The 22,019-nt window shown below is 71.8% G+C and carries 16 protein-coding genes and 1 pseudogene; 7 read left to right on the top strand and 10 right to left on the bottom strand.

Annotated elements, in window-relative coordinates:
* Positions 1-197 precede the first annotated feature (197 nt).
* Positions 198-1,307 carry a PP2C family protein-serine/threonine phosphatase gene (locus tag PV419_RS00375; RefSeq protein ID WP_415925200.1) on the bottom strand — a complete coding sequence of 370 codons (1,110 nt, stop codon included), beginning with the start codon at positions 1,305-1,307 and terminating at the stop codon, positions 198-200.
* A 257-nt stretch (positions 1,308-1,564) separates the two neighbouring features.
* On the opposite strand from PV419_RS00375, the pseudogene PV419_RS53090 reads away from it, so the two are divergent.
* A pseudogene (locus PV419_RS53090) lies at positions 1,565-1,699 on the top strand (GNAT family N-acetyltransferase); the annotation flags it as partial.
* A 26-nt stretch (positions 1,700-1,725) separates the two neighbouring features.
* Here PV419_RS53090 and PV419_RS00365 read toward each other — a convergent pair.
* Together PV419_RS00365 and PV419_RS00360 are read right to left on the bottom strand one after the other, a co-directional pair.
* Positions 1,726-2,535, bottom strand: coding sequence for an Fpg/Nei family DNA glycosylase (locus PV419_RS00365; RefSeq protein WP_319685570.1), 810 nt, complete (start codon positions 2,533-2,535; stop codon positions 1,726-1,728).
* Positions 2,536-2,542: 7 nt separating this feature from the next.
* Positions 2,543-3,031: a ribose-5-phosphate isomerase gene (locus tag PV419_RS00360; RefSeq protein ID WP_319685569.1), complete on the bottom strand. Its 489-nt coding sequence runs from the start codon at positions 3,029-3,031 to the stop codon at positions 2,543-2,545.
* Between the two features lie 179 nt (positions 3,032-3,210).
* Between PV419_RS00360 and PV419_RS00355 the strand changes: the two genes are divergently transcribed.
* Complete coding sequence (locus tag PV419_RS00355) at positions 3,211-4,695, top strand: amino acid permease (RefSeq protein ID WP_319685568.1); 1,485 nt, start codon at positions 3,211-3,213, stop codon at positions 4,693-4,695.
* Between the two features lie 94 nt (positions 4,696-4,789).
* On the opposite strand, the gene PV419_RS00350 is transcribed toward PV419_RS00355, so the two are convergent.
* Positions 4,790-5,416, bottom strand: coding sequence for a biotin transporter BioY (locus tag PV419_RS00350; protein WP_319685567.1), 627 nt, complete (start codon positions 5,414-5,416; stop codon positions 4,790-4,792).
* 272 nt (positions 5,417-5,688) lie between these two features.
* Here PV419_RS00350 and PV419_RS00345 point away from each other — a divergent pair, with 272 nt between their 5' ends.
* On the top strand, positions 5,689-7,110 hold the full coding sequence (locus tag PV419_RS00345) for an amino acid permease (RefSeq protein ID WP_319685566.1): 1,422 nt from the start codon (positions 5,689-5,691) through the stop codon (positions 7,108-7,110).
* Positions 7,111-7,209: 99 nt separating this feature from the next.
* Here the strand turns inward: PV419_RS00345 and PV419_RS00340 are convergent, their stop codons facing one another.
* Positions 7,210-7,845 carry a DsbA family protein gene (locus PV419_RS00340; RefSeq protein ID WP_319685565.1) on the bottom strand — a complete coding sequence of 212 codons (636 nt, stop codon included), beginning with the start codon at positions 7,843-7,845 and terminating at the stop codon, positions 7,210-7,212.
* Between the two features lie 163 nt (positions 7,846-8,008).
* On the opposite strand from PV419_RS00340, the gene pepN (PV419_RS00335) reads away from it, so the two are divergent.
* Positions 8,009-10,627 (top strand): aminopeptidase N, encoded by a 2,619-nt coding sequence (gene pepN / locus PV419_RS00335; RefSeq protein WP_319685564.1) that lies wholly within the window; start codon positions 8,009-8,011, stop codon positions 10,625-10,627.
* A 149-nt stretch (positions 10,628-10,776) separates the two neighbouring features.
* A complete protein-coding gene (locus PV419_RS00330; protein ID WP_319685563.1) occupies positions 10,777-11,817 on the top strand; it encodes a hypothetical protein in 1,041 nt (346 codons plus the stop codon).
* A gap of 25 nt (positions 11,818-11,842) precedes the next feature.
* On the opposite strand, the gene PV419_RS00325 is transcribed toward PV419_RS00330, so the two are convergent.
* Entirely contained in the window at positions 11,843-13,570 is a 1,728-nt protein-coding gene (locus tag PV419_RS00325) for a TIGR03767 family metallophosphoesterase (protein WP_319685562.1), read from the bottom strand.
* Between the two features lie 372 nt (positions 13,571-13,942).
* Here PV419_RS00325 and PV419_RS00320 point away from each other — a divergent pair, with 372 nt between their 5' ends.
* Entirely contained in the window at positions 13,943-14,968 is a 1,026-nt protein-coding gene (locus PV419_RS00320) for an aspartate-semialdehyde dehydrogenase (RefSeq protein WP_319685561.1), read from the top strand.
* A 134-nt stretch (positions 14,969-15,102) separates the two neighbouring features.
* Positions 15,103-17,673, top strand: coding sequence for an aminopeptidase N (pepN, locus tag PV419_RS00315; protein WP_319685560.1), 2,571 nt, complete (start codon positions 15,103-15,105; stop codon positions 17,671-17,673).
* A gap of 83 nt (positions 17,674-17,756) precedes the next feature.
* On the opposite strand, the gene PV419_RS00310 is transcribed toward pepN (PV419_RS00315), so the two are convergent.
* The 4 genes from PV419_RS00310 to PV419_RS00295 all read right to left on the bottom strand — a co-directional run bounded on the left by PV419_RS00310 (position 17,757) and on the right by PV419_RS00295 (position 21,732).
* Positions 17,757-18,731: an acyl-ACP desaturase gene (locus PV419_RS00310; protein WP_319685559.1), complete on the bottom strand. Its 975-nt coding sequence runs from the start codon at positions 18,729-18,731 to the stop codon at positions 17,757-17,759.
* Between the two features lie 204 nt (positions 18,732-18,935).
* Positions 18,936-19,172, bottom strand: a complete 237-nt coding sequence (locus PV419_RS00305) for a hypothetical protein (RefSeq protein ID WP_319685558.1) — start codon at positions 19,170-19,172, stop codon at positions 18,936-18,938.
* Positions 19,169-21,421 carry a 4-alpha-glucanotransferase gene (gene malQ / locus PV419_RS00300; RefSeq protein WP_319685557.1) on the bottom strand — a complete coding sequence of 751 codons (2,253 nt, stop codon included), beginning with the start codon at positions 21,419-21,421 and terminating at the stop codon, positions 19,169-19,171. Before malQ ends, PV419_RS00305 begins: the two co-directional genes overlap by 4 nt.
* 11 nt (positions 21,422-21,432) lie before the next feature.
* Complete coding sequence (locus PV419_RS00295) at positions 21,433-21,732, bottom strand: hypothetical protein (protein ID WP_319685556.1); 300 nt, start codon at positions 21,730-21,732, stop codon at positions 21,433-21,435.
* Positions 21,733-22,019: the final 287 nt, after the last annotated feature.

The raw sequence follows: 22,019 nt of genomic DNA, 5'->3' as shown, positions 1-22,019 counted from the left end.
CGAACGTACGGATCTCGGGGGTTTCACAGCCATGACGGCTGCCGCCGTTTCCGGGGTAGGGCTACCCCCCGCCCCGTCGGTGCCGGGCAGGCCGGGGAAGGCCCCCTCGCGGCCCTGTGAGGGCCCTCAGAGCCCCTGGGAGGGGCCGGAGGCGGCGAGGGACCCGGAAGGACCCGGATGGGGGCGGAAGCGCCGCGCTACTGGCGGCAGATCAGGAGCAGCGCCCGGTCGTCGTTGACGTCCTTGGCGACCGTCTCGATCAGGTGCCACGCCGCGCCGTGGAAGTTGGAGGCGACATAGCGGTCGGCCTCGCCGGTCAGGCGGTCGATGCCTTCGCTGATGTCGCGGTCGGCGGTCTCGACGAGGCCGTCGGTGAAGAGCATCAGGACGTCGCCGGGGCGCAGCGTGCCTTTCGTGGGGTCGAACTGGGCGCCGTCGTAGACGCCGAGCAGGGGGCCGTCGGCGGTCTTCTCCTCCCATTTGCCGGTACCCGCGCTCAGCTGCAGCGCGGGCAGATGTCCGGCCGAAAAGAGCTCGAAATCGCCGCTGTCGAGGTCGAGTACGAGGTGGATGGAGGTCGCGAAGCCCTCGTCCCAGTCCTGGCGCAGCAGGTAGCCGTTGGCGGCCGGGAGGAAGCCGTGGGGCGGCAGGGAGCCGAGGAGGCCGCCGAAGGCGCCGGACAGCAGGAGGGCGCGGGAGGCCGCGTCCATGCCCTTGCCGGAGACGTCGGTGAGGACGACTTCGAGGGTGCGGCCGCCGTTCGTACGGGCCGCGACGACGAAGTCGCCGGAGAAGGACTGCCCGCCGGCCGGGCGCAGCGCCATCTCGCGGTGCCACCCGCTGGGCAGGCCGGGCAGCTTGCTCTGCACCCGGATGCGTTCGCGCAGGTCGAAGAGCATGGTGCCGCCGCGCCGCCAGGGCACCCCGACACGGCTGCGGAACTGGGCGATGAGCAGACCGAAGAAGCCGACGGCCGCGACGACCAGGATGGTGCCGGGGGTGACCCGGGCGGAGGTGTCCCCCTCGGTATAGGGGCCGAGGATGGCGGATTCGACGATGAGGGCGGTGGCCGCCGCCCCGTAGAGCGCGAGGAGGCTGGCGGGGCGCAGCACCAGGCCGCCCGCGACGATGGGCAGCACCAGGGCGGCGGGGGCGCACCAGCTGGGCATGGCGATGGTGCCGAAGGCGATGGTCGGGACGGAGAGCAGCAGCAAGGTGAGGGCGAGCCGGTCCGAGCCGCCACCGCGGAAGTAGTCGACTCCGGCCTTGCGCACGCCAGTGCGAGCCCGGTGCAGTGCTTTGCGCATCCGGGCTGTTGGAGTGTCTACGCCGCCAGTCATCGCATCGGGACCCTACCCACCCGTTCGGACGCGCGTCGATTCGTGGCGCGTCGAACCACCCACCGGAGTGGGCAATCGTAAGCGAAATTCGCTCACCTGTACCGGAAATCCCTGCTAGGGATGGGAATATGACGATAGCGCCGCGGGTGCTCGACTCGTCCCACTGGGACGAGTGGTTCGGGACATTGGAGCTCGCGTTCGGCGGGGTCCAGGAGCCGCCGCAGGAGCGCGCCCTGGACCACGCCCTGACCGAGTGTGAGCGGGAGTTGGGCGCGGCGTATCTTGGCGGAATTTCGCTGTCCGAGGCGTCGGCCGCCTTCCTCAGCGACCCGGCGCCCTGGCTCCCGCACAGCTTCTGACCGCGCTCGGCCAGGGCCTGTGGGCCCTAACGGCGCTGACAGTTCGGGCACCAGAACAAATTGCGGTTGGCGAGGTCCGCGGTGCGCACCTCGCCGCCGCAGATGTGGCAGGGCTGTCGGTCCCGGCGGTAGACGTAGACCTCGCCGCCGTGGTCGTCGACGCGCGGCGGGCGGCCCATCGCCTCGGGGGTGTGCTCGGGGCGGACCGTGTCGATCCGGTTGTTCCGCACGCCCTCGCGCATCAGCGCCACGAGGTCCGCCCAGATCGCGTCCCACTCGGCGCGGCTCAGGTCGCGGCCCGCGCGGTACGGGTCGATGCCGTGCCGGAAGAGGACCTCGGCGCGGTAGACGTTGCCGACCCCCGCGACCACCTTCTGGTCGAGCAGCAGCGCGGCGACACTGGTACGGCTGCGGGAGACCCGGGCCCAGGCGCGGCCCCCGTCGTCCGAGGGGCGCAGCGGGTCCGGGCCGAGCCGGTCGTGTACCGCCCGCTTCTCGTCGTCGGTGATCAGCGCGCAGGCGGTCGGGCCGCGCAGGTCCGCGTACGCCGTCTTGGTGGCCAGCCGCAGCCGTACGGTGTCGGTGGGCGGCGGGGCGGGGGCCGGGCCGAGACCCACCTTGCCGAACAGGCCGAGGTGGACATGGACCCAGCCGGTCGCCGGGAAGCCCAGGAAGAGGTGCTTGCCGTGGGCCTCGGCGTGCTCCAGCACCTGCCCGTCGATCAGCGCCGCGCCGTCGGTGAACTTGCCCTGCGGGCTGCTGGCGCGTACGGGCCGGCCGCCGAACAGCTCACTGTGGTCGGCGGCCAGCCGGTGGATGGTGTGCCCTTCGGGCATCAGGCCATCAGTCCTGCTGCGGGTGGTGGGCAGGGATGGACGGCAGCTCGCCGGTGGTCTCGTAGGCCGAGAGCATCTCGATGCGCCGGGTGTGGCGCTCCTCACCCGAGTACGGGGTGTTCAGGAAGATCTCGACAAACTTGGTCGCCTCTTCCTGCGTGTGCATCCGGCCACCGACGCTGATCACATTGGCGTTGTTGTGCTCACGACCGAGCGCGGCGGTCTGCTCGCTCCAGGCCAGCGCGGCGCGCACGCCCTTGACCTTGTTGGCGGCGATCTGCTCACCGTTGCCGGAGCCGCCGATCACGATGCCGAGGCTGTCGGCGTCGGCCGCGGTCCGCTCGGCGGCCCGCAGGCAGAACGGCGGGTAGTCGTCCTGGGCGTCGTAGATGTGGGGCCCGCAGTCGACGGGCTCATGGCCGGCCGCCCGGAGCCACTCAACTAGATGGTTCTTGAGTTCGAAACCGGCATGGTCGGAGCCGAGGTACACGCGCATGCCCCGAGTGTGACACGGCCGTGTCGCCCCCACGGCCCGGGGTAGGAGTTGCCGCAGGTCTCAGTAATGCCAACGAAACCCACGACAATCCCAGGTAACGATCCGGAATCAAAGGTTCAGTTGATCGTCCCCCTGAGTTTCACTGGCGACGCTCGTCACCCAAGAGCAAAGGATCGAGCATGAGCGCACAACCCGCGGCCAACTCGGCCGAAGCGGCGACCGGCTCCCCCGGCCCCGACGCCCCGTCCGACGGACTCAAGGCCGGCCTCAAGAATCGCCATCTGTCGATGATCGCGATCGGCGGGGTGATCGGCGCCGGCCTGTTTGTCGGATCCGGCGCCGGCATCGCCAAGGCCGGGCCCGGCATCCTCGTCTCCTACGCGCTGGTCGGCCTCATGGTCGTCCTGGTCATGCGGATGCTCGGCGAGATGGCTGCCGCCAACCCGACCTCGGGGTCGTTCTCCGCCTACGCAGACCGGGCGCTGGGCCGCTGGGCCGGGTTCTCGATCGGCTGGCTCTACTGGTTCTTCTGGGTGGTGGTGCTGGCGGTCGAGGCGACCGCGGGCGCCGAGATCCTCGAAGGCTGGATGCCGAAGGTGCCGCAGTGGGGCTGGGCGCTGATCGTGATGGTGGTGCTCACCGCGGCCAACCTGGCCTCGGTCTCCTCCTACGGCGAGTTCGAGTTCTGGTTCGCCGGGATCAAGGTCGTCGCGATCGCCGCGTTCATCGTGGTGGGCGGGCTGGCCGTCTTCGGGCTGCTGCCCGGCTCGGACAACGAGGGGGCGGGCCTCGCACACCTCACCGACCACGGCGGGTTCCTGCCGCACGGCCCGGGCGCGATCCTCACCGGGGTGCTGCTGGTCGTCTTCTCCTTCATGGGCAGCGAGATTGTCACCCTCGCCGCCGGTGAGTCCGCCGACCCGCAGCGGGCGGTGACCAAGGCGACCAACAGCGTGATCTGGCGTGTCGCGGTGTTCTACCTGGGCTCGATCTTCGTCGTGGTGACGCTGCTGCCGTGGGACAACCCGGGGATCGCGGACAAGTCGAAGGGCAGTTACGTGGCCGCGCTCGACTCGATCGGCATCCCGCACGCGGGCCAGGTCATGAATGTGATCGTACTGACGGCCGTGCTGTCCTGCCTGAACTCCGGCCTCTACACCGCCTCCCGGATGGCCTTCTCGCTGGGCCGGCGCGGGGACGCGCCGGCCGCCTTCGCGAAGACCACCTCGCGCGGGGTGCCGCAGACCGCGATCCTCGGGTCGGTCGTCTTCGGCTTCGTCGCGGTCTGGTTCAACTACCAGTGGCCGGACACGGTCTTCCAGTTCCTGCTGAACTCCTCGGGCGCGGTCGCGCTGTTCGTCTGGCTGGTGATCTGTTTCACCCAGCTGAGGATGCGCGGGATCATCCTGCGCGAGAACCCGGACAAGCTGGTCGTCCGGATGTGGCTGTTCCCGTATCTGACCTGGGCGACGATCGCGATGATCTCGTTCGTGCTGGTCTACATGCTCACCGACAAGGACGGGCGGGACCAGGTGCTGCTGTCCACGGCGGTGGCCGTGGTGGTCGTGGCCTTGGCGCTGGTCCGCGAACGGCTCCCCGGGGCCCGGCGCGCTGCCGCCACCGAGGGCGCCGGCAGCGAGCCCAAGGAGTCGGTGCTCCCTTAAGAGGGTGTCCGATGGGGCTCCGCGACCGCCAAGGCCGTCCGCCCCGCTCCCGTACCGGCATGCGGGAGCGGGGCGGGCGGCCGCGCGGAACGCGTCAGCCGCGGCGGCCGATCAGCTTCCAGGCGGTGGGCAGCGCGCCCATCGCCAGCGCGGCCTTCAGCGCGTCGCCGATCAGGAACGGCGTGAGGCCCGCGGTGACGGCCTGGCTGAGGGAGATGTCCGCGGCCAGCGCGAGATAGGGGACGCCGACGGCGTAGATGATCGCCGAGCCGAGCGCCATGGTGCCCGCCGTACGCAGCACCCCGCGGTCCCCGCCGCGCCGCGCCAGCGCGCCCACCGCAGCCGCGGCGAGCAGCATGCCCAGCACATAGCCGAAGGACGGCATCGCCGCGCCCGAGTGGCCCTCGGCGAACCACGGCAGGCCCGCCATGCCGAGGAGGGTGTACAGGGCGAGGGAGAGGAAGCCGCGGCGGGCGCCGAGCGAGGTGCCGACCAGCAGCGCGGCGAAGGTCTGGCCGGTCACCGGGACCGGGGAGCCGGGGACGGGCACGGAGATCTGCGCGGCGAGGCCGGTGAGCGCGGCGCCTCCGACGACCAGGGCGGCGTCCCGGGCCAGGACACGCCTGGCGGAAGCGGCGGCCAACCGGGCCCGGCGGGCCGGGAAGATCACGTCCGCGAGGACCGTACCCGGGTGGACGGTGGCGGCAGAAGCGGTGCTCATCGGCGGTTCTCCGAGGTGAGAGGCGGTGTGGGACACGGTGACGGTAACCCGGGGGCCGGGCCGCGATCACGGTCGACGAGCGACAAAGCCGCACCGGCCCGCTTGGAGACTTCCGGCAGCCGTCGGCCGGGCAATGGGGCGGGTACGCAGCGTCACACGAGGGTCCGATATGCAGACATCCTGGTCCCGAATGTTGTCCTGAGCGGACAAGTCCCTCACACTGAGGGCGTTTTGCGCCAGGTACCACCTCATGCAATGGACACAACAAACCCATGAAACGGACACCCGCGTCCTCCGCTCAGGCACGCGACGCCGAGGCGGTCGGCACCGGCCAGGTCGGCGGCGCGCCGCTGTCCCAGGGCCTCAAGCAGCGCCATCTGTCGATGATCGCCCTCGGGGGTGTGATCGGCGCGGGCCTGTTCGTCAGCTCCGGCGCCGGCATCGCGGCCGCCGGGCCGTCGATCGTGGTCGCGTATGTGCTGTCCGGCCTGCTCGTGATGCTCGTGATGCGCATGCTCGGCGAGATGTCGGCGGCCAACCCGGCCTCCGGCTCCTTCTCCGTGCACGCCGAGCGGGCGATCGGGCCGTGGGCGGGGTTCACCGTGGGCTGGATGTTCTGGGGGCTGCTGTGCGTGGGCATCGCGGCCGAGGCGATCGGCGCGGCGGGGATCATGGTCCGCTGGCTGCCGGACACCGAGTCCTGGATGTGGGTCGCGCTGTTCATGGTGATCTTCTGTGGGACGAACCTGGCGGCCGTCGGCAACTTCGGCGAGTTCGAGTTCTGGTTCGCCGCCCTGAAGATCACCGCGATCTCGCTCTTCCTGGTCCTGGGTGTGCTGGCCATCCTCGGCCTGCTCCCGGGCACCGACGCCCCGGGCGCCGCCAACCTCACCGGGACCCATGGCTTCCTGCCCAACGGCCTCGACGGCCTCGTCGTGGGCCTGCCGGCCACCGTGTTCGCCTACGGCGGACTGGAGACGGTCACCATCGCGGCGGCGGAGTCCGAGCACCCGGTCCAGGGGGTCGCGAGCGCCGTGCGCACCGCGATGTGGCGCATCGCCCTGTTCTACGTCGGCTCGATGCTGGTCGCCGTCACCCTGATCCCGTGGAACGACCCGTCGGTGGTCGTCGAGGGCCCGTACGTGGCCGTGCTCAAGCACCTCGGCATCCCGGCGGCCGGGCAGCTCATGAACGTCATCGTGCTGGTGGCCCTGCTCTCCGCGATGAACGCCAACATCTACGGCGCCTCCCGTATGGCGTACTCGCTCGCCAGGCGCGGCGAGGGGCCGGCGATCCTCGGCAAGGTCAGCGGCGGGGTGCCCCGGGTGACCGTGCTCGCCTCCTCCGCCTTCGGCTTCTTCGCGGTGGTGCTGAGCTACTTGTGGCCGGACACCGTCTTCAAATGGCTGCTGAACATGGTCGGCGGGGCCGTGCTGATCGTGTGGGGCTTCATCGCGGTCTCGCAGCTGAGGATGCGCCGGCGGGTGGAGCGCGAGGCGCCCGAGAAGCTCGTGGTGAAGATGTGGCTGTTCCCGTATCTGACGTGGGTGGCGCTGGCCGGGACGGTCGCCGTCCTGGTGCTGATGACCCGCGAGGCCGACACCCGCACCCAGCTCTACTTCTCGGCCGGGCTGACGGTGACGCTCGCGGCGGTCGGATACGTGCGGCAGCGGTTGGCGGCGGCGCGGAGCTGACCGCCCTCCCCCGGCCCGGCCCGAAGGCCCCCGCGCGACCGTCCCGCGTAAGGGCCTTCGCCGTTCGCCCTGCCGGGTGTGCCGTCTGTCGGGTGTGCCTCAGTCGAAGATCGGGCCCACGGTGCGGGTGCGCTTGATCTCGTAGAAGCCCGGGATCGAGGCGACGAGCAGCGTGCCGTCCCACAGCTTGGCGGCGGCCTCGCCCTTGGGCGCGGGGGTGACGACCGGGCCGAAGAAGGCGATCTGGTCGCCGTCGGCGCCGGGGACCGCGATGACCGGGGTGCCCACGTCCTGGCCGACCAGGTCGATGCCCTCCTTGTGAGAGGCGCGCAGCTCGGTGTCGTACTCGTCGGAATCGGCGGCGTCCGCGAGCTCGGCGGGCAGGCCGGCCTCCTCGAGGGCGGCGACGATCGTCTCGCGGTTCTTCTCCAGGCCCTGGTTGTGGAAGCGGGTGCCGAGGGCGGTGTAGAGCGGGCCAAGGACCTCGCTGCCGTGCTTCTGCTCGGCGGCTATGCAGACCCGGACCGGGCCCCAGGCTGTCTCGAGCAGTTCGCGGTACTCCTCGGGCAGTTCGTCGAGCTTGGGCTCGTTGAGCACGGCCAGACTCATCACATGCCAACGCACCTCGACCGGGCGGACCTTCTCCACCTCCAGCATCCAGCGGGAGGTCACCCAGGCCCAGGGACACAGCGGGTCGAACCAGAAATCGGCAGGAGTATTGGCGGTTTCGGTCACGATCTCTCTCCTCGAACGGGCAGGCACGGAAAAGCGATATGTGTCCCACAGAACACGGCCGGGCGCGGCGGCCATTCCCCGATTCCCGTTGTCAGTGGTGCGTGACATGATTTCGGGTATCCGAGTGTCCCGATATTCGAGACGATGACGAGGGAGCCGCGTCTTGCCCGGCGAGAACCTGACCCGTGACGAGGCCCGCGAGCGCGCGCGGCTGCTGGCCGTGGACTCGTACGATGTGGCGCTCGATCTGAGGTCCGCGGTGGGGGAGCACACCGGCACCGGGCCGCGTACCTTCCGCTCGAGCACCACGGTGCGCTTCCGCAGTGCCGAGCCGGGGGCGGCGTCGTTCATCGATCTGCTCGCGCCGCGGGTCACCGCCGTGCGGCTGAACGGCCGGGAGCTCGACCCGGAGGCCGTCTTCGACGGCGCGCGGATCGCCCTCGACTCCCTCGCCGCGGAGAACGAGCTGGTGGTGGACGCACAGTGCGCCTACAGCAGGACCGGCGAGGGGCTGCACCGCTTTGTGGACCCCGAGGACGGCCAGGTCTATCTGTACACGCAGTACGAGCCGGCCGACGCGCGCCGCGTCTTCGCGAATTTCGAGCAGCCCGACCTCAAGGCCCGCTTCGCCTTCTCGGTGACCGCCCCGCGGGGCTGGACGGTGCTCGGCAACGGCGCGGTGACCGAGGTCGAGCCGTGGGGCGCCGACGACGGGTTCGCCACCACCCGCTTCGCGCCGACCGAGCCGATCTCCACATACATCACGGCGGTCGTCGCCGGCCCGTACCACTACGAGCGGGACCACTACAGCCGCACCTTTCCGGACGGCTCCGCCCTGGAGATCCCGCTGGGCGCGCTGTGCCGCGCCTCGCTCGCCAAGCACTTCGACGCGGACGACATCTTCACCGTCACCAAGCAGGGCCTGGACTTCTTCCATGACCACTTCGACTACCCGTACCCCTTCGGGAAGTACGACCAGGCGTTCGTGCCCGAGTACAACCTCGGCGCGATGGAGAACCCGGGCTGTGTGACCTTCCGCGAGGAGTTCGTCTTCCGCGGCAAGGTCACCCAGGCCTCGTACGAGCACCGGGCCAATGTGATCCTCCATGAGATGGCCCATATGTGGTTCGGCGACCTGGTCACCATGGAGTGGTGGGACGACCTGTGGCTCAAGGAGTCCTTCGCGGACTTCATGGGCGCCTTCTCGCTCGTCGAGTCGACCCGCTTCACCGACGGCTGGATCACCTTCGCCAACCGCCGCAAGGCCTGGGCGTACCGTGCCGACCAGCTGCCGTCCACCCACCCGGTCACGGCCGACATCCGCGACCTGGAGGACGCCAAGCTCAACTTCGACGGGATCACCTACGCCAAGGGCGCCTCCGTCCTCAAGCAGTTGGTGGCCTACGCCGGGCGGGACGCCTTCCTGGAGGGCGCGCGCCGCTACTTCAAGCGCCACGCGTTCGGCAATACGCGCCTGGCCGACCTGCTGTCGGTGCTGACCGAGACCTCCGGCCGGGACATGGCCGCCTGGTCCCGGGCCTGGCTGGAGACGGCCGGGGTCAATGTGCTCACCCCGCAGGCCACCTATGACGCGGCCGGCCACATCACCGAGCTGTCGATCGTCCAGGAGGCCGCCTCCGCCGAGCATCCGACGCTGCGCCCGCACCGGGTCGCCGTCGGCCTCTACCGTCGGGACGGCGCCGGGGCGGGCGAGCCCAGCGCGTTGGTGCGCTACGCCCGGGCCGAGATCGACGTGGACGGCCCCCGTACGGTGGTGACCGAGCTGACCGGGGCCGAGCGGCCCGATCTGATCCTGGTCAACGACGACGACCTCACCTACTGCAAGATCCGCTTCGACGAGGTCTCGCTGGAGACCCTGCGCGCTCACCTGGGCGAGCTGGCCGACCCCCTCGCGCGGGCGCTGTGCTGGTCCGCCCTGTGGAATCTGACGCGGGACGCGCTGATGCCCGCCCGAGACTTCCTGGACCTGGTGGAGCGCTTCGGCGGGGCGGAGACCGACATCGGCGTGGTGCAGATGGTCCAGGCGTGGGCCCAGTCCGCGCTTCAGTACTACGCGGCGCCCGACTGGCGCGAGGAGGGTGGCCTGCGGGTCGCCGAGGGCGGGCTGCGCGAGCTGCGCCTGGCCACGCCGGGCAGCGGCCATCAGCTGGCCTGGGCGCGGTTCTTCTCCCAGACCGCCGCCACCGATCTGGACCAGCGGCTGCTGCGCGGGCTGCTGGACGGCACGGCCCGGATCGACGGGCTGGATGTCGACCAGGAGCTGCGCTGGACGTTCCTGGCCTCGCTGGCCGCCCAGGGAGCGGCCGACGAGGCGCTGATCGCGGCGGAGCTGGCCCGCGACGACACCGCCTCCGGCAAACGCCACCAGGTGCGCTGCCTGACCGCCCGGCCGTCGGCCGAGGTCAAGGCGGAGGCGTGGGCGTCGGTCGTGGAGTCCGACGCGCTGTCCAACGCCCTGGTGGAGGCCACCATCGCGGGCTTCGCCCAGCCCTCGCAGACGGAGCTGCTCACGCCGTACGAGGACCGGTACTTCACCATGATCGAGGGGGTGTGGCGGGAGCGGTCGATCGAGATCGCGATGTCGATCGTCCGCGGCCTGTTCCCCGCGCAGGGCGACACCACGACACTGGAGGCGGCCGACGCCTGGCTGACCGGCCACCCGAACGCGGCGCCCGCGCTGCGCCGGCTGGTCCTGGAGGCCCGGGACGACCTCGCCCGGGCGCTGCGCGGACAGGAGTGCGACGCGCGCTCGGCCGTCTGAGGGGTCGTTGTCGGCAGGCCCGGTGTTTTCCGGCGGACCAGGTGTTTTCGGCAATCGAACGCCCGTACTTTAGGGCGGTGTTGTCCGCATTTGTCGACGGGTGTGTAACAGCGGTTAGCGAGCCGGGCGGGCCCGGGAATGGCGGGGTCATGAACTCCGACACCCCGCTCTCGCCCCGCCCGCTGCACCACCTCCCGGACGGCGGGCGCAGCGTCCTGACGAGTCGTCAGCTCCGTGAGCACGGCGTGACGGCGGCCGAGGCCGCCGAGCGCTGCCGCCCCGGCGGCCCCTGGCAGCGGATCCTGCCGGGCGTCCATCTGCTCCACCCCGGCCCCGCCACCGGCGAGGAGCGGCTGCACGCGGCGCTCCTGTACGCGGCGAGCCGCGTGCGCCCGGGCGGCCCGGAAGGCGCCCTCCCGGCGCCCGGGGCGGGCGGGCCGTACGGCGAGGCCATGATCACCGGACCGGCCGCGCTGGCCCTGCACCGCTTCTCCGCCACCCCCTCGCTGCGCGCCCTGGACCGCGTCGATGTGCTCGTACCGCGCGCGCGGCGGCTGCGCTCGACCGGCTATGTGCGCTTCGTCCGCGCCGCCGCCCTGCCCTGCCCCCGGGAGATCACCGGCCTGCCGACCGCCCCCGCTGCCCGCGCCCTCGCCGACGCGGTGGCCCAGCTGTCCGACGCCTCGGCCGTCCGCCGGCTGCTCGTCGAGGCCGTGCGCCAGGGACACTGCGAGGCGTCGTCCGTCGTAGGGGAGCTGAGCCGGGCCCGGCTGCTGTCCCGGCCGCATGTCGTCGACGCCGTCGACGCGCTGCTGGCCGAGGGGCGGGCGATGGCCGAGGCCCTGCTGTACGACATGGTGCGCGGATGCTCCCTGCCCGAGCCGCTGTGGAACGTCGAGCTGCGGCTGCCCGGCGGCTCCCTGCTGGCCGGGGTGGACGCGTACTGGCCGCTGCAGGCCGTGGCGCTGGAGATCGACGCGCGCACGCCCCGACAGGACGGCGCGCACGATCCGCTGGGCGGCTTCACGCCCGGGGGCGAGCACATGGAACGGATGGGCATCACGGTCGTGCGCGTCACCCCGAAGAAGCTCCGCGAGTGCCTGGAGGCGCAGGCCGCGGTGGTCCGCACCGCGCTGATCGCGTCGGTCGACCGCGCGCCCGCGCCCTACGTCGTGATCCGGCCCAGGTGATCCGGCCGGACCGCGGCGCGTCATGTCACGGCTTGCGCAGCAGCAACTCGGTGTTGCGGTCGCCCGCGGCGCCCGCGAGGGCCTGGCTGCGCCCCGGAGCGTTGTAGGACAGCTCCCGGTAGAGCGCGGCGAGGCCGGTCTGGGACAGGTCGGAGTGGTCCGTGCGGCGCGGCGCGGCCGACTCGACGAGGGTGGTGAACAGCGACAGCGTGCCGTCGTGGTTGTCCACGACCTCGATCACCCGGGCCATCTGGGGGAAGTCCACGTGCGAGGCGGTGGTGATCTCCCAGAAGGTGCCGCGCGGGATGATCTCGTTCTTGTGGCTGTGACCGTTGATCCACGCCAGCACCTGGGGGTGGCGCTTGAAGAGGGCCACGATCTCGTCGCCGCCGTGCCGGGCCTCGCCCGGGCGGGCCGGGTCGCGGTTCAGGTTGTCCATGCTGCGGCTGTAGTGGTGGCTGAAGACCAGGATCCGGTCGTCCTTGTGGGCCTTCAGGGTCCGCTCCAGCCAGCGCAGCTGGGCGGTGCCCAGGGAACCGGTGTAGTGGCCGCCCGGGTCGGTGGTGTCCAGGCTGATGCCGAGGACGCCGTCGGAGATCCGGAACGAGTAGTAGCAGGTGCCCTCGTCCAGGTTGGCCTTGGTGTAGCCGTGGCCGACCGGGCCGGGCCCGGTGTGGGCGGGGTCCAGGTGCGCGGCGAGGAAGTCACGCTGGGAGAAGGGCGCGCGGCGCTCGTCGGGGGTGACGGTGCGCATGTCCTTCGCATGCGCCCGCAGCAGCTCCTTCATGACCTTGCCCGTGGGGTCGCCGCCCTTGCGCTCGTCCTTGAAGCGCTCCTCCGCCTCGGCGGCCGGGATGATCTGGAGCTTGCGGCTGCCGGTGGCGAGGTCCGCGAAGTAGTTCCCGCCGAAGGAGTAGACGCCGCCGGACAGGTCGTCGTGGTTGCCGATGGTCGAGTACCACGGCAGCCGCAGCCCGGGGCTGTTGACGGCGCGCAGCGCGGCCTCGAGGAAGCCGTCGATGCGCGGGAAGCCGAGCTGCTTGTCGGCGTCGCGCAGCGCGCTCTCCGGGTGCCAGAACGCCTTGAGCCCGCTGTTCTGCACGCCCTCGTATTGGCGCGGGTCGCCGGAGTTGGGGATGATCCGGCCGCCGTTCATCACGCCCAGGAACCAGTCCAGCTCGATCCGCGCGTTGTTGTCGGTGTTGTCGCCGGTGGTCATGACGAAGGAGAGCGGGGAGCCGGTGGCGGGCCCGCCGCGCAGGCCGTTGACCCGCTCGATGAGGGACGCGGCGCCGACGACGGTCAGCGCCTCGTGGGGCCGCCAGGCGCCCGGGCGCCCGGAGCGCAGGAACTCGTAGCGCAGCGGGTGCTGCACATCGGTGAGGTGCAGATCGGTGAGTTGCACGAAGGAGGCGAGGGTGGTGCGCCGGTTCTCCCGGCCGCCCTTGGCCCCGGCGAGCTCGGTGCGTACGGTACGGGTCCAGGCCGGGCCGTCGCCGAGCCGACGGTAGGCGCCGCTGCCGCGCGGGGCGGAGAAGGTCTCCAGCGTCGTGCCGGCCTTCGAGGGCAGCGCGGGGGCGGTGACGACCCTGCGGCCGGCGGCGCGCACCTGGGCCGGCTGCGAGGCGGTCGCCGAGCCGCTGCCGGGCCCGAAGGCGAGCCCGATGCCGGTCGCGGCGGTGGCGGAGGCGGCGGCGACCAGGAGGGTGCGGCGGTCGAGGGCGGTGGAGGTGGCGGACCGTATGCGGGACATGCGGGGTCTCCCCGAGTGCGGACGCGGAAGCGGTCGGGCAGCGGTCTGCCCTGTCACTTCGGATCGTTGGCAGCGGGGATGACCTGTGAGTTAACGATGCGGCAACGCCCGCCGCCGAAATACGCACGTGGATCTTGGCGAGAGCGAACGGTCATCCCGCACTCCGCCGCCGGAATCCCGCCGCTCACTTGGAGTTCACCGGGGCTGGGAACCCCGACAGAGCTCTGGGCGCGGGGTGTGCGCGGCGCGGACCGTCCCAGGCATCCGGCAATAGACCGGACAATGGATTGGACAAGGTCGCCGGGGCCACCCGCATGATGGGACGGCACGCCAGGCACCCAGCAGCAGGCACAGAACGTGAAGGAGCGCGTCGTGAGGATCGGAATCGTCGGAGCCACCGGCCAGGTCGGCGGGGTCATGCGGAAGATCCTCGCGGAGCGGGACTTCCCGGTCGAGGAGCTGCGCCTGTTCGCCTCGGCCCGCTCCGCCGGGCGCACGCTCCCCTGGCGTGACACCGAGATCGCCGTCGAGGACGCGGCCACCGCCGACTACTCCCGGCTGGACATCGCGCTGTTCTCCGCGGGCGGGGCCACCTCCCGGGCGCTGGCGCCCAAGGTGGCCGCGGCCGGCGCCGTGGTGATCGACAACTCCTCCGCCTGGCGGATGGACCCCGAGGTGCCGCTGGTGGTCTCCGAGGTCAACCCGGACGCCGTCGCGCACCGCCCCAAGGGCATCATCGCCAACCCGAACTGCACCACCATGGCCGCCATGCCGGTGCTGCGCCCGCTGCACGAGGAGGCGGGTCTCACCGCCCTGGTCGCCACCACCTACCAGGCCGTGTCCGGCTCCGGCCTCTCCGGTGTGGAGGAGCTGGACGGCCAGGTCCGCAAGGCCGTGGACGGCGCGACCGCGCTGACCCACGACGGGGCCGCCGTGGAGTTCCCCGAGCCCGCCGTCTACAAGCGCCCCATCGCCTTCAATGTGCTGCCGTTCGCGGGCAACCTCGTCGACGACGGCCGCTTCGAGACGGATGAGGAGCAGAAGCTCCGTAACGAGTCCCGCAAGATCCTCGGGATCCCCGAGCTGAAGGTCTCCGGCACCTGCGTCCGCGTCCCCGTCTTCACCGGCCACTCGCTGCAGGTCAACGCCCGCTTCGCCAATCCGCTGAGCGTGGAGCGCGCTTACGAGCTGCTGGCGAAGGCGCCGGGCGTCGAGCTCTCGGAGATCCCGACCCCGCTCCAGGCGGCGGGCAAGGACGCCAGCTATGTGGGCCGCATCCGCGTGGACGAGACGGTCGACAACGGCCTCGCGCTCTTCCTGTCCAACGACAACCTCCGCAAGGGGGCGGCGCTCAACGCGATCCAGATCGCGGAGCTGGTGGCGGCCGAGCTCAGCTGAGCCTCGCCGCTCGGAGCAGCCCCGTTCCGGGCACCTGACAGGCGCTCCCGCGGGCGCGGGCGCATTATCGCGGGCGACGGACCGGCCTTGCGTGGAAGGATGGCCGAAACGTCGCAGTCGAAGGAGATGCCCAGGTGCCTGGAACGAACCTGACCCGCGAAGAGGCGCAGCGGCGGGCGCGCCTGCTGACCGTCGACTCGTACGAGATCGAGCTCGATCTCTCCGGAGCGCAGGAGGGCGGCACCTTCCGGTCGATCACCTCGGTGCGCTTCGACGCGGCCGAGGCGGGCGATTCCTTCATCGACCTGGTGGCGCCCACCGTGCACGAGGTGGTGCTCAACGGGTACGAGCTGGACCCGGCCGAGGTCTTCGCGGACTCCCGGATCGCGCTGGGCGGCCTGCAGGAGGGGCACAACGAGCTGAGGGTCGTCGCGGACTGCGCGTACACCAACACCGGCGAGGGCCTGCACCGCTTTGTGGACCCGGTCGACCAGCAGGCCTACCTCTACACGCAGTTCGAGGTGCCGGACGCGCGCCGGGTCTTCGCGAGCTTCGAGCAGCCGGACCTGAAGGCCACGTTCCAGTTCACCGTGACGGCGCCCGAGGGGTGGACGGTGATCTCCAACTCGCCGACGCCCCAGCCCAAGGACAACGTCTGGCGCTTCGATCCGACGCCGCGCATCTCGACGTACATCACCGCGCTGATCGTGGGGCCGTACCACAGCGTGCACAGCAGCTGGGAGGGCGAGGGGCGGTCGGTGCCGCTGGGCATCTACTGCCGCCCCTCGCTCGCCGAGTTCCTGGACTCGGACGCGATCTTCGAGGTGACCCGGCAGGGCTTCGACTGGTTCCAGGAGAAGTTCGACTACGCCTACCCCTTCGCCAAGTACGACCAGCTGTTCGTGCCGGAGTTCAACGCGGGCGCGATGGAGAACGCGGGCGCGGTCACCATCCGCGACCAGTACGTCTTCCGCTCCAAGGTCACGGACGCGGCCTATGAGACGCGCGCCGAGACCATCCTCCACGAGCTGGCCCACATGTGGTTCGGCGACCTGGTGACCATGGAGTGGTGGAACGACCTGTGGCTGAACGAGTCGTTCGCCACCTTCACCTCCATCGCCTGCCAGGCCTCCGCGCCGGGCAGCAGGTGGCCGCACGCCTGGACCACCTTCGCCAACTCGATGAAGACCTGGGCCTACCGCCAGGACCAGCTGCCGTCCACCCACCCGATCATGGCCGAGATCCGCGACCTGGACGACGTCATGGTCAACTTCGACGGCATCACCTACGCGAAGGGCGCCTCCGTCCTCAAGCAGCTGGTCGCCTACGTCGGCGAGGAGGAGTTCTTCAAGGGCGTGCAGGCGTACTTCAAGCGCCATGCCTACAAGAACACCCGGCTGTCCGACCTGCTCGGCGCGCTCGAGGAGACCAGCGGCCGGGACCTGAAGACCTGGTCGAAGGCGTGGCTGGAGACGGCGGGGATCAACGTCCTGCGCCCGGAGATCGCGACCGACGCCTCCGGCACCATCACCTCCTTCGCGGTGCGGCAGGAGGCCCCGGCGCTGCCGCCCGGCGCCAAGGGCGAGCCTTTGCTGCGCCCGCACCGCATCGCGATCGGCCTGTACGACCTCGACGCCACCGGCAAGCTGGTGCGCAGCGACCGGATCGAGGTCGACGTGGACGGCGAGCTGACCCCCGTGTCCGCCGTCGCCGGACGCAAGCGCCCGGCCGTGATCCTGCTCAACGACGACGACCTGTCGTACGCGAAGGTGCGTCTCGACACCGACTCGCTGGCCGTGGTCACCGAGCATCTGGGCGACTTCGAGGCCTCCCTGCCGCGCGCCCTGTGCTGGGCCTCGGCCTGGGACATGACCCGCGACGGCGAGCTGGCCACCCGCGACTACCTCTCCCTGGTGCTGTCCGGCATCGCCAAGGAGTCGGACATCGGCGTCGTCCAGTCGCTGCAGCGCCAGGCCAAGCTGGCCCTCGACCTGTACGCGGCCCCCGAGTGGCGCGCGACGGGCCTGGCGAAGTGGACCGAGGCCACCGCGGACCACCTGCGGGCCGCCGCGCCCCGCAGCGACCACCAGCTGGCCTGGGCGCGGGCGTTCGCCGACACCGCCCGCACCGACGAACAGCTCGACCTGCTCTCGGGGCTGCTGGCGGGCACCGAGACCATCGAGGGTCTGGCCGTCGACACCGAACTGCGCTGGGCGTTCCTGGAGCGGCTCGCCGCGACCGGCCGGGCCGACGGGGCGTCGATCGACACGGAGCTGGAGCGGGACCGCACCTCGGCGGGCGAGCGCCACGCGGCCACCGCGCGCGCCGCGCGGCCGACGCCGGAGGCGAAGGCCGAGGCGTGGGCGTCGGTCGTGGAGGCCGACAAGCTGCCGAACGCGGTGCAGGAGGCGGTGATCCGCGGCTTCGTCCAGACCGACCAGCGGGAGCTGCTGGCCCCGTACACCGAGAAGTACTTCGCCGCGGTCAAGGGCGCCTGGGACAGCCGCAGCCACGAGATGGCGCAGCAGATCGCGATCGGCCTCTACCCGACCGTGCAGATCTCGCAGGCGACGCTGGACGCGACCGACGCCTGGCTGGCCTCCGCCGAGCCCAGCGCGGCGCTGCGCCGCCTGGTCACCGAGTGCCGCGCGGGCGTCGAGCGCGCGCTCAGGGCGCAGGCGGTGGACGCGGCCGCCGCGGGCTGACGGCACGCGGGCGGGCTGACGGCACGTACGAGGGCGCCCCGGACCGGCCCGGTCCGGGGCGCCCCCGCGTCTGGCCCCGCGCGTCAGACGCGCTCGGCGCGGGCCGCGCGGCGGGCGAGCAGCGCCTCGCGCCGCTCGTCGAACTTGGTGGCCTGGGCGTCCAGGCCCCCCATGTACAGCCCCAGCTCCTCCTGCGCCTTGAGCCCCTCGCCCGTGAGCCCGGAGATCTCCAGCACCTTGAGGAAGCGCAGCACGGGCTGCAGCACGTCGTCGTGGTGGATGCGCAGGTTGTAGATGCCGCCGATGGCCATCTGCGCGGCGGCCCGCTCGAACCCGGGGATGCCGTGTCCGGGCATGCGGAAACCGACTACCACGTCACGGACGGCGCACATGGTCTGGTCGGGCGCCAGTTCAAACGCCTTCGCCAGCAGATTCCGGTAGAAGACCATGTGCAGGTTCTCGTCGGTCGCGATGCGGACGAGCATCCGGTCGCAGACCGGGTCGCCGGAGTGGTGGCCGGTGTTGCGGTGAGATATACGGGTGGCGAGCTCCTGGAAGGCCACGTACGCGATGGAGTGCAGCATGCTGTGGCTGTTGTCCGACTGGAACCCCTCGCCCATGTGCGTCATCCGGAACCGCTCCAGCTCGACCGGGTCGACCGCGCGGCTGGTCAGCAGGTAGTCACGCATGACGATGCCGTGCCGGCCCTCCTCCGCCGTCCACCGGTGCACCCAGGTGCCCCACGCGCCGTCGCGGCCGAAGACCGTGGCGATCTCGTGGTGGTAGCTGGGCAGGTTGTCCTCGGTGAGCAGATTGACCACGAGCGCGATCCGGCCCACGTCGCTGACCTTGGACTGCTCGGGCGCCCACGCCTCGCCGCCCATCACGCCGTCGAAGTTGCGGCCGTCGCTCCACGGCACGTACTCGTGCGGCATCCACTCCTTGGCGGCCTTCAGATGCCGGTTGAGCTCCACCTCGACGACCTCTTCGAGCGCGAACAGCAGACGGCTGTCGCTCCATACGGCCTGACCATGACGGAGGGTTGGGGCGAGGGTCACAGTGGCTCCTGGGGGACGTCGTGCGTTGCTCAGCCTACGGCGCCGTAGGTTTGACTTACGGCTCCGTAGGTTACGACACCGTAGGTTAAAGCGAAAATAAATGGGTGGGTACGCGCCGGTAAAACGCGACGAGGGCGCCCTCCGGCATCCAGCCGGGGGCGCCCTCGTCACGGCGTCCTCTGTGTCAGATCGTGTCAGGTCATGTCAGTCACTGCGCTTGCGCGTCTTGTCGCCGAGCATCACCAGACCGGCGATCACGACGAAAAGCACGAGGGGAGCGACGACGTAGAGGCCCAGCGTCTCGGCGACGCTCAGGCCCGGACCCGGGTCGTCACCGTCGTCGCGGTACGCGAACGCGGGGGACGACACCATCAGCATCGCCGTCGTCGCGGCGATGACGGCACCGGCGCGAACGGCGTTCTTTTTGACCTTGTTGCTCACGGACTCACGGTATCGGACGCCCTCGCGCCCCGCGTGCCCGGGGTGGGCTTGCCCCGTCCCCCGGCCACGCCCCCGTGCCGCGCCACCCGCGTCACCCGCGCCACCTCGCCCATCAGGGCATGCAGCCGCGGCGAGGCGACCAGGTCCTCCAGCGATACGGGGCGGCCGGTCGCGTCCGCGATGGGCAGCCGCCAGTTCGGGTACTCGACCCAGGTTCCGGGGAGGTTCTGCGGACGCCGGTCCCCCACCGTGTCCGGCAGCCATACGCCGACCAGCCTCGCCGGGGTGCGCAGCAGAAAGCGGTGGACCGCCTTGACGGCCGCCTCCTCGTCGCCCGGCCCCTCCGGCAGCAGCCCCAGCCGCCCCAGCAGCGCCAACCACTCCGCGACCTCCACCGCGTCCTTGGCCCGCTCGCGCTCCAGCGGGCGGGTGAGCAGGCCGAGCCGGTGCCGCAGCTCGACATGGCCGCCGGTGAGCCGGGCGGCGGTGCTCGGCAGGTCGTGGGTGGTGACGGTGGCCAGGCAGTCGGCGCGCCACTCCTCGGGCGCCAGCGGACGGGCGCGGGCGGACGCGGCGCCCCCGGGCTGCTCGCTCACGCCGCCCCCGCTGTCCCCGTGGCCCCCGCTGTCCCCGCTGTCTCCGCCGTTGCCGCCGCCTTCGCCGTTGTAGTGCCGCTCGAACCACAGCACCGACGTACCCAGCACCCCCCGCCCGGCCAGCGCCTCCCGCACCCCTGGCTCCACCGTGCCCAGGTCCTCGCCGATGACCGCCGCCCCGGCGCGGTGCGCCTCCAGCGCGAGCACGCCGAGCATGGCCTCCGCGTCGTAGCGGACGTAACAGCCCTCGGTCGGCTCCCGCCCCTCCGGCACCCACCACAGCCGGAACAGGCCCATCACATGGTCGATGCGCAGCGCGCCCGCGTGCCGCAGCAGCCCGCGCAGCAGGTCGCGGTAGACGGCGTAGCCCGTGGCGGCCAGGGCGTCCGGCCGCCACGGCGGCAGCCCCCAGTCCTGGCCGCGGGAGTTGAACGCGTCCGGCGGCGCGCCGATCGACATCCCGGACGCGAAGACGTCCCGCAGCGCCCACGCGTCGGCGCCCGACGGGTGCACCCCGACCGCCAGGTCGTGCACCAGGCCGATGGCCATCCCGGCGTCGAGCGCGGCGCGCTGGGCGGCGGCCAGCTGCCCGTCCGTCAGCCAGGCGAGCCAGCAGTGGAAGTCGGCCCGGTCCAGGTGCTCGCCCCGGGCGCGGGCGACCGCGGCGGACCGGGGGTCGGTCAGGCCGTTTGGCCAGGCGCGCCAGGTGGGGCCGTGGATCTCGGCGAGCGCGCTCCAGATGGCGTGGTCCTCGAGAGCCTGGCCCGCCTCGGCCAGGAAGTCGCAGTAGGCGGCCCGGCGGCCGGGGCTGAGCGGCACGGTCCGCACCAGTTCCAGGGCCTCCCGCTTGAGCGTCCACACCGCGTCCCGGTCGATCAGCGCGCCCTCGTGGAGCACGGCGGTGCGCAGCGCGGCGGCCCGCTCCAGCAGCTGGTCGACGCGCTCGCGGGCGGGGCCGCGCAGCTGGGCGTACTCGGGGACCGCCTCGACCCGCAGATGGACCGGGTCGGGGAAGCGGCGCGAGGAGGGGCGGTACGGGGAGGGGTCGGTGGGCTCGGCGGGCGTGCCGGGCACGGCCGCGTGCAGCGGGTTGAGCTGGACGAACCCGGCGCCCAGCGCCCGGCCCGACCAGGCGGCGAGGTCGGCCAGGTCGCCGAGGTCGCCCATCCCCCAGGAGCGGGCGGACAGCAGCGAGTACAGCTGGACGAGGAAGCCGTGGCTGCGCGCCGGGGGGACCGGCATCCGGTCGGGGGTGACGATCAGGGTGGCGGTGGCCGAGCCGCCGTCGGGGGCGTGGGCGTGCACGGTGTGGCTGCCCAGGGGGAGCGCGGAGGCCGCCGAGCCGTCGGCACCGGGCAGCCAGTCGAGCGCCACGCCGTCCTCGGTCACCACCCGCAGCGCGGTGCCCTCGGGCAGCCGCAGCCGTGGCGGCCGGCCGGGGCGCACCACCACGCAGGGCGGCAGCAGACGGGCACGCTCCTCGCGCTCGTGCCGCTCCAGGGCGGCCTGCACGGAGTCAGGGGTCGAGGCGTCCACGCCGAGCGCGGCGAGCACCGCGACGACGGTGTCGTCGGGCACTCGCACGGCGCGGCCGGGGGCGGGCTCGTACGAGGTGGCGACGCCGTGCAGCTCGGCGAGGAGCGCTCTGCCCATCAGGACTCCATTCAGAACTCCATCGGCCCCATGCCCGCCCCGGCGCCGAACCCGGCGGTGGTCGGCTCACTCGTCAGCGGAGGTTCGGCGGCGAGCGGGGGCTCGCTGGTCAGGGGGGCGATGTCGGCGGGCGCGGGCTCGCTGGTCAGCGGCACCTCCGCGTGCAGACCGGAGCCGGATCCCTCCAGGCCGCACAGGCCGCAGTCGGGGTGGGAGACGCCGGCGAACGGGTCGGGCTCCCCCGGTCCGGAAACGGTTTCGGTCACAGGTTTGGAGAGAGCGGAGAGCAGAAGCTGAGCTGACGCGGCCACACGGGCCTCCGTGGGGTGTCGGCAGTGGGACAGGGCTGGCCTACCCACTGGAGGCGATCGCAGACGTAACCGGCCCCCTGACGTGCCTCAGGTCACATTCCCCTGAAGCAGGCGATTTGACGGCCGTAAGGGGTCCGAGGCACATAGCTTACTGACCAACCCGACATTCTGGCGTCAGACTTTCGACGGTCACGGCCCACGCCCCGGCCACCACCGGGGCCGCCCCTACCCCAGCGCTCATCTCGTCACACCACACACCATGGCATTACCGGCACTTCGGTCACCGC

This window comes from Streptomyces sp. ME19-01-6, assembly GCF_033793745.1.
GTDB lineage: Bacteria > Actinomycetota > Actinomycetes > Streptomycetales > Streptomycetaceae > Streptomyces.
Note: the sequence above shows the minus strand (reverse complement) of the source record. Positions and strands in the feature narration are given on the sequence as shown.

Excerpts from the sequence above, each read along its gene's own strand:
- PV419_RS00375 (WP_415925200.1), bottom strand. The coding sequence starts at position 1,307 with ATGCGCAAAGCACTGCACCGGGCTCGCACTGGCGTGCGCAAGGCCGGA.
- PV419_RS00365 (WP_319685570.1), bottom strand. The coding sequence starts at position 2,535 with ATGCCCGAAGGGCACACCATCCACCGGCTGGCCGCCGACCACAGTGAG.
- PV419_RS00360 (WP_319685569.1), bottom strand. The coding sequence starts at position 3,031 with ATGCGCGTGTACCTCGGCTCCGACCATGCCGGTTTCGAACTCAAGAAC.
- PV419_RS00355 (WP_319685568.1), top strand. The coding sequence starts at position 3,211 with ATGAGCGCACAACCCGCGGCCAACTCGGCCGAAGCGGCGACCGGCTCC.
- PV419_RS00350 (WP_319685567.1), bottom strand. The coding sequence starts at position 5,416 with ATGAGCACCGCTTCTGCCGCCACCGTCCACCCGGGTACGGTCCTCGCG.
- PV419_RS00345 (WP_319685566.1), top strand. The coding sequence starts at position 5,689 with ATGAAACGGACACCCGCGTCCTCCGCTCAGGCACGCGACGCCGAGGCG.
- PV419_RS00330 (WP_319685563.1), top strand. The coding sequence starts at position 10,777 with ATGAACTCCGACACCCCGCTCTCGCCCCGCCCGCTGCACCACCTCCCG.
- PV419_RS00325 (WP_319685562.1), bottom strand. The coding sequence starts at position 13,570 with ATGTCCCGCATACGGTCCGCCACCTCCACCGCCCTCGACCGCCGCACC.
- malQ (WP_319685557.1), bottom strand. The coding sequence starts at position 21,421 with ATGGGCAGAGCGCTCCTCGCCGAGCTGCACGGCGTCGCCACCTCGTAC.